This is a genomic window from Stenotrophomonas sp. 109824_Sma (assembly GCF_056480025.1).
Window position 1 is genome coordinate 2752594 of sequence record NZ_CM151078.1, and the last position, 14915, is coordinate 2767508.

Here is a 14915-nt window from a genome sequence, read left to right on the forward strand (position 1 = left end):
TGCAACGGGCATTGCCGCAACCGTCTCGCTCGAAAGCCTGGTAGTGCCGGCCGCTGGCCGGCATCACGCCCAGACCGACCACGCATGCGGGTACTCGCCAATCTGCCCAGCAAGACCAGCGCGCACCGGATTCCCCAGGATGTACAGAGCCTGCCGCGCCAGCGACTCCTCAGCCCTCAACGCAACGGGTAGTGCCGGCCGCTGGCCGGCATCACGCCCAGACCGACCACGCATGTGGGTACTCACCAATCTGCCCAGCAAGACCAGCGCGCACCGGATTCCCGAGGATGTACAGGGCTTGCCGCGCCAGCGACTCCTCAACCCTCAACGCAACGGGTAGTGCCGGCCGCTGGCCGGCATCACGCCCAGACCGACCACGCATGCGGGTACTCGCCAATCTGCCCGGCAAGACCAGCGCGCACCGGATTCCCCAGGATGTACAGGGCTTGCCGCGCCAGCGACTCCTCAGCCCTCAACGCAACGGGTAGTGTCGGCCGCTGGCCGGCATCACGCCCAGACTGACCACGCATGTGGGTACTCGCCAATCTGCCCGGCAAGACCAGCGCGGACTGGATTCCCCAGGATGTACAGGGCCTGCCGCGCCAGCGACTCCTCAGCCCTCAACGCAACGGGTAGTGCCGGCCGCTGGCCGGCATCACGCCCAGACCGACCACGCATGTGGGTACTCGCCAATCTGCCCGGCAAGACCAGCGCGGACTGGATTCCCCAGGATGTACAGGGCCTGCCGCGCCAGCGACTCCTCAGCCCTCACTGCATGATCGAAGTAGCCAGGCTGCCATACCGTACTTCGACTGCCAGCCAGGCGATTCAGCGCAAGTGCGCTCGACGACTTCATTCGACGTGCAATGTCTGGAAGATGAGCTGCACGCAGCTCGAACATCCAGTGAACATGATCCGGCATGACGACCCATGCGAGTGACTGCACCAGCCCCCGCCGCTCGATGTAATGAAACTGGTCGATTACACATGCCACTGCAGCTTCGCTTTCAAAGAGCCGGCGGCGCAGATGTGTAGTCGTTGTCAGAACGTAGACCTGACCGACAATGGAACGCCGGCCCAGGCGGAGGCGATGGCTGCTCATGCCCCATGGTGGAGCGATCGTTGCGCGTTGAACGTCAGGCCATGCCTCGAGGGGTGTTCGGAGTTGTCTGAAGTTGAATGAGGTTGCCGGCCAGCGGCCGGCACTACCAGGGAAATTGGATTGCCGGCCAGCGGCCGGCACTACCAGGGAAATTGGATTGCCGGCCAGCGGCCGGCACTACCAGGGAAATTGGATTGCCGGCCAGCGGCCGGCACTACCGGGGCCATGGGTTGCCGGCCGGTATCGACAGGACTCAGCCGCGCAGGGTGGCGCCGCCGTCCACGTACAGGTCACTCATCGCCACGTGCCCAGCCTGCTCGGAGAGCAGGAACATCACCGAATGGGCGATGTCTTCCGGGGTGGCCAGCTTGCGCAGCGGGATGCCGGCCTTGTACGTCTCCAGGTTGCCGGCGATCACCCGCTCTGCGCCATGCTCGTCCTGCCACATGCCGGTCTGCATCGGGGTCAGCGTTGAACCCGGGGCGACGATGTTGCAGCGGATGCCCAGCGGCGCCAGCTCCAGCCCGAGGCAGCGGGTGAACATCGTGGCGGCGGCCTTGGACGCGGCATAGGCGGCCATGCCGTGCCGCGGTACCCCGGCCGCATTCGAACTGACGGTGACGATCGCGCCCTGGCCTCGCGGTGACATCACCCGCGCCAGCGCACGCCCGACATGGAACACGCCATCGGCATTGACTGCGAACACTCGGCGCCAATCGGCATCGGTAGTCCCGGTCACCTCGCCCACGTGCAGGACCCCGGCCACGCTTGCGGCGAGACCGATCGGCCCAATGCTGGCTTCTACACAATCCACCAGTGCGTCCACCGCTACGCTGTCGGTCACATCGAGCGCAAACGCCTGCACACGTGCATCCACTACCGCGGGCGCCTCGCGGTCGGTCGCCACCACCGTGCAGCCGGCCTCGGCCAACAGCCGTACCAGTGCCTCGCCGATGCCGCCGGCGGCGCCGGTCACCAGTGCCACGCGACCTTCAAAGCCGGTCAACTGCATGTTGCGATCTCCTGTTGCTCATCCCAGTGGCGCAGGCGCGCCGACAGCCACGGTGCCAGCTGCGCCACCGCATCGCGGCCGGTCAGCTCGGCATGCAGGAACGGCAGTTCCAGCGCCTGCACCTTGCGTGCGTGCTCGCGCCACAGCGCCGACTGCAACTGTGCCCGCGCCTGATGGTCCCGGCCAGCACGGACATGCACCAGCGTGCCGTCGAACGGACGGTGGATGTGTTCGCGGATCAGCCGGTTGGTGCCAGTCACCGCGCGCACCACGCCATCGAGCACCACGTCCGGCAGGCTGCCGAGCGCACTGCCGCCACGGCGCAGAAAACCAAGAATGTGTTCGCGGCTGTCCAGCTCCGGATGCGCATCCGGGTCATGGCCGGCAATCGCCAGCAGTGCGCGCAATGCGGCGATGGCATCGGGCTCAGGTTCGGCCCGCCAGCATTCGCTGGGATAGGCGTCCAGCAGCACCAGTTCGCCGACTTCACGCCCGATTTCATGCAGGCGCACGGCCATCGCCTGGGCGAGGATGCCGCCCACCGACCAGCCCAGCAGATGCACCGGTCCCTTCGGCTGCAGCGCAACCACCCGCTGCACGTAGTCATTGGCCATGGCTTCGATGCTGGACGGAAACGGCTGCTTCGGATCCAGCGCGGGCGACTGCAGGCCGTACACCGGGCGTACCGGCTGCAGGGCGCGCGCCAGGCTGCGGTAGTTCCAGGCGATGCCACCGGCCGGGTGCAGCACGAACAACGGAGTGGGCCCGTCAGCATCAGTCGCAGCCAACGAGATCACCGGCCCCAACGCGTGGTCGGCCAGCGCCGGCGGCTCGGCAATGCGCGTCGCCAACGCGGCCACGGTCGGCTGCGCGAACAAAGCGCCCAGGCCAAGGTCGCAGCGCCAGCGCTGCTCGATCGCGAGCAGCAGGTGCACCGCGGACAGCGAGTCGCCGCCGAGGCTGAAGAAGTCCGTATCCACCGCCACGGGCGCATCGCGGCCCAGCGCCTGGGCGAACAGCACGGCCAGTTCCTGCTCCAGCGGCGTGCGCGGCGCCAGCCCGGCAACCTCGTTCTGCGGCGGCTTCGGCAAGGCATTGCGGTCGAGTTTACCGTTGACGGTCACCGGCCAGTGATCCACACCGACGAACGCCGAGGGCACCATGTAGTCCGGCACGCGGGTGGCCAGGTGGCTGCGCAGCATCACGGCATCGGCAAGCGCCGCTGGCACATAGGCCACCAGCCGCGCATCGCCCGGCATGTCCTGGCGCAGCAGCACTTCCACGCGCTCCATTCCCGGCAGCTCGCGCAGTGCAGCCTCGATCTCGCCGAGCTCGATGCGCAGGCCGCGCAGTTTCACCTGGTGGTCGCTGCGGCCGAGGTATTCGACCGCACCATCGGGGCGCCGGCGCGCCACGTCGCCGGTGCGGTAGATCCGCTCGCCCGGCAGGAAAGGATCGGCCAGGAAGCGCTCGGCGGTCAGATCATCGCGGCCGAGGTAGCCACGTGCCAGCTGCACGCCGCCCAGGTACAGGTCGCCGGCCACACCGACCGGCACCGGCTGCATCCGCGCGTCCAGCACATACAAGCGGGTATTCCACACCGGGAACCCGATCGGCACTGGCCGCGAATGGTCCTGGGCCGAGGCCGGCCAGTAGCTGACGTCCACCGCGGCTTCGGTCGGGCCGTACAGGTTGTGCAGTTCGGCGTCCACGCGCGCATGGAAGCGGTCGCGCAGCGATGCGTCCAGCGCCTCGCCACTGGTGAATACGCGGCGCAGCTGGAGGCCTTCGGAAGCCGGCGCGGCGAGGAAGGCGTCGAGCATCGAGGGCACGAAGTGCGCCGTGGTGATGCCATGATCGCGGATCAGCCGCGCCAGCTCGGTCGGATCGCGATGCGCATCCGGCGCGGCGACCACCAGCGTAGACCCGCACAACAGGGGCAGGAAGAATTCCCAGACCGAGACATCGAAGGTCGCCGGGGTCTTCTGCAGCACGCGGTCATCTGCGCGCATACCGTAGTGCTCGCGCATCCACAGCAGGCGATTGACGATGGCACGGTGCTCGATGACCACGCCCTTCGGCTCGCCGGTCGAGCCGGAGGTATAGATCACGTAGGCTGCATCGCTGGGCGCCGGATCGGCCCACGGCGCTGCGAAACTCAACGCGGTCCATTGCTCAGGGGCAAGCACCGGCACCCCGGCCAGTCGCGGCTGCACGTCCGCCGCTGCCAGCACGCAGGCCGGTTGCGCCGAGGCCAGGATGCGGGCAAGGCGTTCGTCAGGATGCGCCAGATCCAGCGGCAGGTAGGCGGCGCCCGCGCGCAGCACCGCCACCAGCCCGATCACCAGTTCCAGCGAGCGCGGCAATGCCACTGCCACCACACTGCCCGGGCCGACACCCATCGCGCGCAGCTGCGCGGCGAGTGCGAAGCTACGCGCTTCCAGCGTTGCGTAATCCAACGCAGCGTCTCCGAACACCAGCGCGGGTGCGTGTGGATCGCGGTCCATGCCCTGTTGCAGCAGCTCGACCAGGGTCGTCTCCGGCAGCGCGTGCGCGGTGGCATTGAATTCCTGCAGCACCTGCTGCGCCTCCTCGGGCGTCGCCAGGGGCACGGCTGCGATATCGTCAGCCTGCAGCGCCGCCGACACGAAATGCAACAGCCGCGCCGCGTGCGCCTCGACATCCTCGCGACTGTACAGCGCGGGATTGGCCTCGATCTCCAGATCCAGCAGCGCCTGGCCATCGCCACGGAAACCCAGCGTCAGGTCATCCACCGGCCCGGTGCACAGCACCTGCAGCGCCGCTTGCACGCCGGGCAGGGCCAGCGGCTTGTAGAACGGCTGCACATTCACCAGCGGACCATGCAGCCGCTGCTGCGTGCCGACCAGACCGAGATCACGACGCAGCTGCTCTCCGCGGTAGCGGCCGTGCTTGCGACCCTGGCTGAGCTGCCGGCCCAGCCCACGGGTAAAGGCCTCGACGCTGCCCTCGCCAGCCGCCACGCGCAGCGGCAACACATTCATCACCATCGCCGGCACCCGCGCCGACGCATTGCCGAGCCGCCCCATGTAAGGCACGCCCAGCACCACTTCATCGGCAGCGCTCATCCGTCGCAGATACTCGGCGGCGAGCGCGGCCAGTACATCCGGCCACGGCTGCAACCAGCGCACCGAGGCCTGCAGCAGCTGCTCCCGGAACCCCGCATCCAGCGGCTGCACCCAGCGCAGCGCATCGTCGCTGGCCGCCACGGTACCCGCCAGGCCTACGCCTGCCGGTGCGCCCTGCATGTACTCGCGCCACCAGTGGCCGGCCTGCGTACGGCGCGGATCGGCACGGTAGGCGGCATCATCCGCGAGCACACCGGACAGTCCTGGCAATGGCTCACTCATGCGGCCGGCATGCAACGCGCACACCCGATCAGCGAAGAGCGCCATGCCATACCCGTCGGCCGCCAGATGATGCACGCGCAGGTACCAGACCCAGCGCTGTCCGCCCAGATCGAACAACACCTGCTGGCTGATCCGGTCGCGGGTCGGATCGACCGCGCTGAGGCGGTCGGCCTGCATCAGGCTGCGGGCCGCAGCGGCGGGATCCGCCTCGGCAGAAACATCACGCACCGAAAGCCGCGGCACATGCGCCGGGTCATGCCACTGCAGCGGCTGGCCGTCGGCCCCCTCGGCAAAGCGCAGTGCCAAGGCCTGGGCCTCATCCGCAGCCTGGTCCGCCGCGGCGACGAACGCGGCCACATCCAGCGGACCGTCGATCCACACCGCATGTGCGGTATTGAACGACGGATTGTCCGGTGCCAGCCGCTGTGCGAACCACAGTCCGGCCTGGGCCTCGGTCAGTGCCACCGGCGTGGCCAGCGCGGCGGCGTTCATGCGTTCTGCGCGGCCTGCAGCGTCTGCACCACACCCCACCACTGGCGCAGCGTGGTGTGCTCGGCCAGCTGCGAGAACTCCAGCGGCAACCCAGTGTTGCCCCAGGCCAGGACCAGGCCGAGCATGCGCATCGAGTCCAGATCCAGGTCGATCAGGTTGTCGTCGTCACCGATCTCGGCCGGGGTGCACTCCAGCACCCGCGCCACATCGGCACGCATCCGCTCCAGATCCAGCACATCAGCCGTGGCAACCATCACAGCACCTCCAGCAGCTGATCGGTGGTCATCGGCACCCCGCTGGTGCGCGCAATCCAATGCAGCGCCTGATCGTGGTCGGCACGCGAGAAGTCCGCCACCGCATCGGCGGCGATGAAGGCCTCGATATCACGCTGGAACGCCTCCACCACGGTCGCGGTGCAGCCGATATGGGCGTACACGCCGGTCACCAGCAGCTGGTCGCGCCCACGTACCCGCATCAGCGTCTCCAGGTTGCTGCGCTGGAACGCGCTGTAGCGGTGCTTCACCAGCACGTGCTCACCCGGCTGCGGTGCCAGCGCCTCGATGATCGGTTCATGGTCGGCGCTGCGGCGCATGCCCGGCCCCCACAGGTCGGCCTGCAGGCCACGGTCACGGCGATCCTGGTCGCCATGCTGGGCGGTGTAGAACACCGGAATGCCGTGTGCGCGGCAATGCGCCAGCAGGCGCACGATATTGTCCACGGCCGGCCGCAGCGGCGTGCTGCCGGCATCGAATGCGGCCAGGAAGTAGCGCTGCATGTCGTGCACCAGCAACGCAATTCGATCGCGCTGCGGGCGCCACGGGCCACGGGCCTGCGGCAGTTCGGCGGCGGTCGGCAAGGGGTAATCGGTAATACGGGGCAGCGCCATCAGCGCGTTCCTCCTGTCTGTTGCAGATGACGCGCGCGCAGCTGCGCGCGCAGTTCGCGGCGGCTGATCTTGCCGACCGCGGTGGTATCGAAACTGTCGACGAACACGACCTGGTCCGGCACTTTGAAGGCGGCCAGGCCGCGCGTACGCATCCAGGCTTTCAGTGCCGGCGCCTTGATCGGCTCACCGTGCTGGATCACGAACGCGCAGCTGCGCTCACCGAGATACTCGTCGGGAATGGAGACCACGGCGGCGTCGAACACGCCCGGGTGGGCCAACAGATGGTCTTCGATCTCCTCGGCGGAAATCTTCTCACCGGCCCGGTTGATGTGGTCGCCCGCGCGGCCCTGCACCACCAGGTAGCCACCGGGCAGCTGCTGTACGCGGTCGCCGGTGCGGTAAAAGCCGTCGTCGGTGAACGAACGCGCATTGGCCACCGCATCGTTATGGTAGCCACGAATGGTGTAAGGGCCACGGGTCAGCAGATGGCCCACTTCGCCTTCGGCCACCGGCTGATCATGGTCGTCGACCACCCGCACTTCGTCATCCGGACTGATCGGCCGGCCCTGGCAGGCCACGATCAGTTCCTCCGGATCATCCAGGCGCGTGTAGTTGACCAGTCCCTCGGCCATGCCGAACACCTGCTGCAAGGTGCAGCCCAGGCCGTCGATCACGCGCCGTGCGGCTTCCGGCACCAGTTTGGCGCCGCCTACCTGCAGTACCTGCAGGCTGGACAGGTCATGCTTGCTGGTGGCGGCCGCCTGCGCCCACAGCAGCGCCAGCGGCGGCACCAGGCCACAGCAGGTCACTTTTTCGCGGGCGATCAGCGGGAACGCCGCATCCGGACCCGGGCCAGGGCTGAGCACCACGCGCGCACCGGCATACAGCGCGCCGAAGAAGCCGGGCGAACTCATCGGAAAATTGTGCGCGGCCGGCAGCGCGACCAGGTAGACGCTGTCGCGGTCGATGCCGCAGAGGTCATTGCTGGCACGGAACGAATAGATGTAGTCGTCGTGGGTGCGCGGAATCAGCTTGGACAGCCCGGTGCTGCCTCCGGAAATCTGCAGGAACGCCACCGACTGCGGGTCCGGGTCGGCCGGCAGCTGGCTGCGGTCTCTCTGCAGCGCCTCCAGCGCGGTGAACTCCGCCGCATCGCCGTCGATCACCACATGGCGCACGACCGGCACTTCGGCCTGCAGCGCCCGCGCCAGCCCGCGATGATCAAAGCCATCGTGCAGGTCGGTCGTGATGTAGGCACTGGCCTCCGCCTTGTTGGCGAAGTGCACCAGCTCGGTGATGCGGTGCGCAGGCAGCGCGTAGACCGGCACCAGGCCGGCGCGGAACAGCCCGCATACGGTGGCGATGAACCCGGCGGTGTTGCCCAGCTGTACCAGCACCCGCTCACCGGGCTGCAGGCCGAGCGCCAGAAGGCCGGCACCGATGCGACCGGCTTCGTGCCACAGCTGCGCGTAGCTCAGGCGGACGTCACCAGCGACCACCGCGATGTCATCCGCGTAGCGTTCCGCACGCTCGCGCAGGAATGCCGGGAAGGTCTCGCCACGCCAATGACCCGCCTCGCGATAGCGCGCCATCAGGTCATCAGGCCACACCTGCTGCAGTGGCAGGCGGGAAGAAACGGTAGGCGTGTTCATGCAGCAGGCTCGATGGCGGGCGCGGATTCATGGACACCCAGCGCGTTCAACAGGGCAGCGAACTTCGCTGCGGTCTCGGCCACCTCGGCCTCGGGCTGCGACTCAGCGACGATGCCGGCGCCGGCGTACAGGCGCAGCTGCGTACCCTGCAGGCGTGCGCAGCGGATCGCCACGTACCAGTCGCCATCCCCTTGCGCATCCAGCCAGCCGACCGCGCCGGCATAGAAGCCACGCGGCACCGGCTCCAGCTCGCGAATGCGCTGCAGCGCCGCCAACCGCGGCGTACCGCAGACCGCCGGGGTGGGATGCAGCTGCGCCAACAGCTCGGCCGCCGATGTCTGCGGATCCTTCAGGGTGGCATGGATGCGGGTGCCCAGATGCCACATGCTGGCGGTGGCATGCAGTGCCGGGCGCGGCTGCGCATCGATGTGGCTGCAATACGGTGCCAGGCCCTCGACGATGGCCTCGACCACATGGCGGTGCTCGTCATGGTCCTTGGTTGAAGCCAGCAATGCCTGCGCGGCACGCTCGTCCTCGACGGCATCGGCGCTGCGCCGCGCGGACCCGGCCAGCGGATGCGACAGCAGCTCCGCACCGCGCTTGCGCAGCAGCAACTCCGGCGTTGCACCGACCAGCCAGGCCGGTGTCTGCCCCAGTTCGACCGGCAGCGGCACCGCATAGGTCGCCACCGAGGGATCCGCGCCCAACCGCGCCAGCAGCACCTCCGGAGACAACGCCTCGCGGGTGCGTGCCAACAGGCTGCGCGCCAGCACCACCTTGTGCAGGTCCTGGTCGGGCGCGCGCAGCGCCTTCACTGCCGCGGCAACCGCAGCGGCATAGTCCTGCGCTGCGGGCTCCGCCTGCAGCACGCCCTGCAGCGCCGGTGCCGCCTGCGGCTGCAGCGGCAGGGCCGGCAACAGGCGCTCGGGCTGGTACAGCGCATCGTCGGCACGCGGCTCGAACGGCACTGCACCGACCAGCAGCCCCGGGCCGCCACGCTGCTGGGCAAAGAACGCCGCAACCCGCTCAGCCAGGGTTGCCAGCGCGCCATTCGGCAGCGCGGCCCGGCAACCACGTGCGTGCACGTGCTGGCCGGCATGCTGCAGCAGGAACAGCGACGCGTCGTCAGTGTTTTCCAGCGGCGCCGGCGCAGCCTCCGGCCACGCGCCCTGCATCAGGGAATCGTTCATGGGGTCTCCTTCATCCGATGCGCTGCGGCCAGCACGCACAGCAACAGCAGCAGTGCACCGACCAGCAGGTATGGCAGGCTCGGCCCGCCGCGATACAACAGCGTGCCGAGCATCGGCCCGGCCACCATGCCCAGTCCCTGCGCGGCAGCGACAGTACCGGCGGCAGCGCCCTGCTCGTGTGCCTCCACCGCGTCGGCGGCCAACGCCTGGAACGAGGGGAATACGAAGCCCATGCCGAATGCAGCCAGCGCGTAGGCCGCAGGCAGTTGCCAGGCCTGCTGCACGCCCGCCACCGAAGCAAAGCCGATGCCGGAAATGAGGGCGCCAAGAATGATCCAACGGCGCGGGTGTACCTCCAGCTTCATCACCAGCGCCTGCGCCAGGATCAGGCCGACACCGACCGCAGTCAGCGCGATGCCTGCCATGCGTGCACCCGCAGCGGCATCCAGGCCCAGGCGATCGATTGCGAAGAAGCCGACCGTGACCTGCGCGATGGTCACCGAGACCATCGCGATGAACGCCGCGAGCTGCGGCAGGCGCAGGCGCGGGTCGAGACGGCTCATCGGCGCGCGGCGCTGCGCGGAAGCACCCAGCACCGGCGGCGTCGCTGGCAGCCGCCAGGCCAGCAATGCCAGTGCCAGCAACGGCAGCAACGCGGCCACGTACAGCGCCAGCGAAAGATTGGTATAGGCCAGCCAGCCGGCAGCGGCCGGACCCAGCACCATGCCCAGCGCGTTGGCACTGCCCAGGCGGGCGAGGAAGCGGGCGCGCTGCCCGGTCGGCGCCTTGTCGGCAATCAGCGCGGCAGCGGTAGGCGGCACCGCCGCGTAGAACAGGCCGATCAGGCCACGCGCACCGACCAGCACCAGCACCGATACCAGTACCGGCGGCACCGTCTGCAGGGCGACGTCGATGAACACCGCCAGCGCGATGTAGACCACGGTGTACGCGCTCATCGCCAGCATCAGCACGCGCTTGCGGCCGATGCGGTCGCTGAGCTGGCCCCACGGACGGGCCGCCAGCATCCACAGCACGCCGGCAGCGGTCACCGACAGTCCGGCGTGCCACTCGGACAGACCGAGCAGGCGGACCACCGGGCCGATCACGGCGACGAAGGACATCATCGCCATGGTGCCGATCAGGGCGGCCAACACCAGCGCCGGCAAGCCGGGAACGACGGGACGTGCATGCATGGAACACCAGCCGTAACAGGGAGGGATCGCCGGGCGCACCTGCGCCCTGCCTGGCACCAGCCCTGTTCAGGACCGGACGCCAGCCTCAAATGATAACGGCTCGTATTTGCATTTGATACCCATTCTCTTGAACGGGCACGCAACAGCGACTTCAGCGCACGGCGCGCAGGCCCAGCAGGCCACGACGCTTGAACCACCATTCCAGCGGCAGCGTCACCAGCGGGGGGATCGCCGCCAGCAGCGCCAGGGCACTGGCCCACCACGGCCAGCGCAGGCGCATCGCCGCGAACAGGGTGACCGCCACGTAGACCAGGAAGGCCACGCCGTGCAGCGGCCCGAACAGCTTGACCAGTGCCACGTTGGCCATCGGGCCGTACTTCATCCACATGCCGATGAGCAGGCCGGCCCAGGTCACGGCCTCGATGAAAGCGACCGCCGCGAACAGGCGTCCGGTCGGGTGCATGGGGGAACGTTGGGTCACGCGGGGCTCCGGCATCGGGTATCAAATGCGAATGATACGCAGATGCGCGATCCCTGTAGAGTCGAGCCATGCTCGACTGCCTATGCCTCGGCAGCTGAAGGAGAGCATCAGCAGTTCAGCGAGCGCAACGGCAAGAGCGTGTCCACCAAGGTGGACACCTACCGGAGCATATGCGGCAGAACCTGCTCGCCGATCTCGCGCAGCACTTCATCCATCGGCCGCCCGTTGTCGACCAGATTGAACATCACATGTGCCACGCCCTGCGCATGTACGCGCAGCAGGTAGTCACGCAGGCCATCGCGGCCCACCTTCAGGCCCAGCGGCAGCGGCTCGGCCGGCGCCTGCGGATCGGCCTGCAGGTCCAGCAGCATCGACTGCACGAACGGCTTGCCTGGCCCACCGCGCTGCACCAGCGCCTGCTGCCACAGGCCGATCCGTCCCTCCTGCGCAGCTTCCTCGCGGTGATAGGTGGCCCAGCCCTCGGCTTCGCGCGCGATCCACTGCAGGCTCTGCCGTGCCGTGCCCACCACCAGCATCGGGATGCGCGTGGCCGGCGCGGGCAGCACATCGAAGCCGCCGGTCGCCTCCAGCACGGTCGCCCGTTCGTTCGTATCGGGGGACAGCGCCGCGCGCAGCAACGACCAACGCTCACGGAAGGTCGCCGCCCTGCCCTCCAGGTCCTCGCCGAACGCGGCGAACTCCTCTGGGCGGTCACCCGAACCCAGGCCCAGCACGAAGCGCCCATCACTGATCCGGTCCAGGCTCAGTGCCGACTTCGCCACCTGCAACGGCTGGCGCAACGGCAGCACGATCGCTGCGCTGCCGACCACGATGCGCCCGGTCGCGGCCGCCAGCATGCCCAGCCACAGGAACGGATCGTCCAGTGCACTCGCTGTCGCGTCTGGTCCCTGTGGGACCATCAGCGGCACGTCGCGCGTCCACAACGCGGCGAAGCCAAGATCGTCGGCCAGCCGTGCGATGCGCCGCGCCTCGCGCGGATCGGCCAGCCCGTGCGCCGCAACGGGCGTCATCAGGCCCAGGCTCAGTCCCTGTTGCGGAAACAACGATGCGTAGGCGGGATTGAATTCACTCATGCCACCAGCTTAGCGTGCAGGTACCCGGCGACGATGACACGCCACACACCACAGGAAGAACGCTGCATGCCGAAGATCCGCCCCGCTCATGTCGATGACCTGCCTGCGATCAGTGCGGTGTGCCTGGCCGCGTTCAACGAGGCAGTGGCACCGTCGCTCGGCGCGGCCGGCATCGCCACCTTCGGCAGTGTCGCTGCAGCCGATGCGTTCGCTGCGCGCCTGCAGGGTGACAACCACATCCTGGTGGCCGAGCAGGATGCGCGCGTGGTCGGCGTGGTCGAGCTGAAGGAGGGCCGGCACCTGGCGATGCTGTTCGTCGATCCCGCCTGCCAGGGCCAGGGCATCGGCCATGCGTTGTTCGAGGCGGTGCTGCCGCAGGTGCGCGAACCGATGCTGACCGTGCGTGCCTCGCTCAATGCGGTGCCGACCTACCTGCGCTATGGCTTCGTGCTGGATGGCGAAGTCGGCGAGTTCAACGGGTTGGTGTACCAGCAGATGGTGCGGGCGGCGCCGCCTTCGGCAGGGGCAGCCCCTGGTCCGCATTGACCTCCGGCCCACATTCCCTGCAACGTGTCCGATATAAGCAAACTGAATCAGCACCTGCGCCGGCCGTTCCTACAATGGCCTGTCACCCCGCCCTTCGAGATGCTGCCGATGCGCGTCGCGCTTTCCGTGTTGCTGCTGGCTTCGGCGCTGAGCGCCTGCACTCCGGCCCCGGTTTCCACCGCCAGTTCCGCCGAGGCGCCCGCGCCGGCCAGCTCCATCGCCTGGCGCCAGGGTGACGTCGACGATGCCTTCGCCGAGGCCGCCGACAGCGGCAAGCCGGTGCTGCTGTACTGGGGCGCGGTCTGGTGCCCGCCGTGCAACCAGCTCAAGGCCGGCCTGTTCAAGGACCCGGCGTTCATCGCGCTGACCAGCAAGTTCGTGCCGGTCTACCTGGATGGCGACGAGGAAGGTGCGCAGGCCTGGGGCGAGCGCTTCGGCGTACGCGGCTACCCGACGCTGATCGTGCTGGACCCGCAACGCAACGAAATCACCCGCGTCGCCGGTGGCAATGACGCCGCCGAACTGACCCGGGCCCTGACCGTGGCCGCAGGCCGCCGCAGTGCTGTTGCTGCCACCCTGGCCACCGCGTTGGCAACGCCGGACCGACTGGCCGCCGAAGACTGGCAGGTGCTTGGCGACTACGGCTGGGAGGTCGACGCCAACCGCCTGGCCGGCGAGCGAAACAGCCAGGACGTGCTGCGCCAGCTGTCCAAGGCCGCACCCGACGCCGCCCTGCAGCGCCGTTTCGCGCTGCTGGCCCTGGCTACAGCCGAAAAGCCCGATGCCTCGCCCACCGAAGTGCGCGAGCTGCTGCAGGCCGTGCTGGCGCAACCTGCAGAGGTGCGTCGCAACCGCGAGCTGCTGGGCTATGCCGGCGCCAAGCTCGTAAAGCGGGCCAGCGCGGGCCCGGCCACGTCCAACACGCTGGGGCAGCAGCTGCTGGTTGCACTGGAGCGGGCAGATGCCGAACGCGGCGACCGCGCCGACGATGCGTTGTCGCGCGCGCTGACCGACGTTTCGCTGGCCCGCCAGCAGCAACCGAAGGGCGCGTTGCCCGCAGCACTCGTGGAGCGGGTCAAGCAGCGCGTGGCCGCGGCCGATGCCGCCGCCACCGATGCGCATGCACGCCAGGCCACGATCAGCAGCGCGGTGTACGCATTGCGCGAGGTCGGTGACGACGCCGGTGCCGAGGCCCTGCTACTGGCCGAACTGAAGCGCAGCGAGCAGCCGTACTACTACATGCCCGAGCTGGCCGAACTGGCCGAGCAGCGTGGCGACACCGCCGGGGCGCTGGAGTGGCTGAAGCGCGCCTACGATGGTGCGCAGGGCCCCGCGACGCGCGTGCAGTGGGGCGTGCTGTACGTGGAGGGCCTGCTCAGGCTGGCGCCGGACGATGCGCCGCGCATCGAGCAGGCTACCGCCTCGCTGATCGCCGAACTGGAAGCACAGCCTTCGGGCTATCACCAGCGCACCCGCCAGCGCTTCGAGCGCCTGGCCGGGCAGTTGAAGGCGTGGAGCAGCAAGCACCAGGGTGCGGAGACGCTGGCACGGCTGCAGCAGCGGATGCAGCAGGCGTGCGGTGACCAGGTGGATGGCGCCTGTAAGGACTGGTTGAGCTGAGTTGATGAAAGCGCTGGCGGCTGGTTCGCCGGCCGGCGCTTTTGTTGATCCGTGTGGGAGGGGGCGGGGGCCGCTGGCCAGGACACGAAAAAGCCCCTCCATGGTGCTCGATGGCGCCATCCTTGGCGCCAACGGTCCTGTCCAGCGGCCCCCGCCCCCTCCTGACAGTTTCCTGCGAGCGCGGGCAGCGCATCAGCGCGCCGGTGAGGGTTCGGAAAGCGGGTTCTGGTAGTGCCGGCCGCTGGCCGGCAACCCGAC

12 protein-coding genes and 1 pseudogene are annotated in these 14915 nt (G+C 68.7%); 2 read left to right on the forward strand and 11 right to left on the reverse strand.

All coding sequences use genetic code 11. The features are described from left to right. Positions 1–507 precede the first annotated feature (507 nt). From ACZK1G_RS13110 to ACZK1G_RS13160, 11 genes and pseudogenes are all read right to left on the reverse strand, one after another. Positions 508–627, reverse strand: a pseudogene (locus tag ACZK1G_RS13110) (REP-associated tyrosine transposase); the annotation flags it as partial. Positions 628–655: 28 nt separating this feature from the next. Continuing rightward, the gene (locus ACZK1G_RS13115; protein ID WP_101765617.1) at positions 656–1102 is read right to left on the reverse strand and encodes an REP-associated tyrosine transposase; all 447 of its coding nucleotides are present in this window, start codon (positions 1100–1102) and stop codon (positions 656–658) included. A gap of 253 nt (positions 1103–1355) precedes the next feature. Then, positions 1356–2114: a 2,3-dihydro-2,3-dihydroxybenzoate dehydrogenase gene (locus ACZK1G_RS13120; protein WP_101765618.1), complete on the reverse strand. Its 759-nt coding sequence runs from the start codon at positions 2112–2114 to the stop codon at positions 1356–1358. Further along, positions 2105–5995 (reverse strand): enterobactin synthase subunit F, encoded by a 3891-nt coding sequence (locus tag ACZK1G_RS13125; protein WP_101765619.1) that lies wholly within the window; start codon positions 5993–5995, stop codon positions 2105–2107. The genes ACZK1G_RS13120 and ACZK1G_RS13125 overlap by 10 nt, the downstream gene beginning before the upstream one ends. Next, positions 5992–6249 (reverse strand): phosphopantetheine-binding protein, encoded by a 258-nt coding sequence (locus ACZK1G_RS13130; RefSeq protein WP_101765620.1) that lies wholly within the window; start codon positions 6247–6249, stop codon positions 5992–5994. The genes ACZK1G_RS13125 and ACZK1G_RS13130 overlap by 4 nt, the downstream gene beginning before the upstream one ends. Continuing rightward, positions 6249–6881 carry an isochorismatase family protein gene (locus ACZK1G_RS13135; protein ID WP_049444619.1) on the reverse strand — a complete coding sequence of 211 codons (633 nt, stop codon included), beginning with the start codon at positions 6879–6881 and terminating at the stop codon, positions 6249–6251. The genes ACZK1G_RS13130 and ACZK1G_RS13135 overlap by 1 nt, the downstream gene beginning before the upstream one ends. Then, on the reverse strand, positions 6881–8533 hold the full coding sequence (locus ACZK1G_RS13140; protein ID WP_101765621.1) for a (2,3-dihydroxybenzoyl)adenylate synthase: 1653 nt from the start codon (positions 8531–8533) through the stop codon (positions 6881–6883). Before ACZK1G_RS13140 ends, ACZK1G_RS13135 begins: the two co-directional genes overlap by 1 nt. Next, entirely contained in the window at positions 8530–9723 is a 1194-nt protein-coding gene (locus ACZK1G_RS13145) for an isochorismate synthase (protein WP_049444614.1), read from the reverse strand. Before ACZK1G_RS13145 ends, ACZK1G_RS13140 begins: the two co-directional genes overlap by 4 nt. Beyond that, positions 9720–10916, reverse strand: a complete 1197-nt coding sequence (locus ACZK1G_RS13150; protein WP_049444613.1) for an MFS transporter — start codon at positions 10914–10916, stop codon at positions 9720–9722. The genes ACZK1G_RS13145 and ACZK1G_RS13150 overlap by 4 nt, the downstream gene beginning before the upstream one ends. A 151-nt stretch (positions 10917–11067) precedes the next feature. Next, entirely contained in the window at positions 11068–11379 is a 312-nt protein-coding gene (locus ACZK1G_RS13155; protein ID WP_049444610.1) for a DUF3817 domain-containing protein, read from the reverse strand. A 176-nt stretch (positions 11380–11555) separates the two neighbouring features. Beyond that, positions 11556–12491, reverse strand: coding sequence for a TIGR03571 family LLM class oxidoreductase (locus ACZK1G_RS13160; protein ID WP_101765622.1), 936 nt, complete (start codon positions 12489–12491; stop codon positions 11556–11558). A 66-nt stretch (positions 12492–12557) separates the two neighbouring features. On the opposite strand from ACZK1G_RS13160, the gene ACZK1G_RS13165 reads away from it, so the two are divergent. Both ACZK1G_RS13165 and ACZK1G_RS13170 read left to right on the forward strand, forming a co-directional pair. Beyond that, positions 12558–13037, forward strand: a complete 480-nt coding sequence (locus ACZK1G_RS13165; protein ID WP_101765623.1) for a GNAT family N-acetyltransferase — start codon at positions 12558–12560, stop codon at positions 13035–13037. 99 nt (positions 13038–13136) lie between these two features. Beyond that, a complete protein-coding gene (locus ACZK1G_RS13170; RefSeq protein ID WP_101765624.1) occupies positions 13137–14657 on the forward strand; it encodes a thioredoxin family protein in 1521 nt (506 codons plus the stop codon). Positions 14658–14915 lie beyond the last annotated feature (258 nt).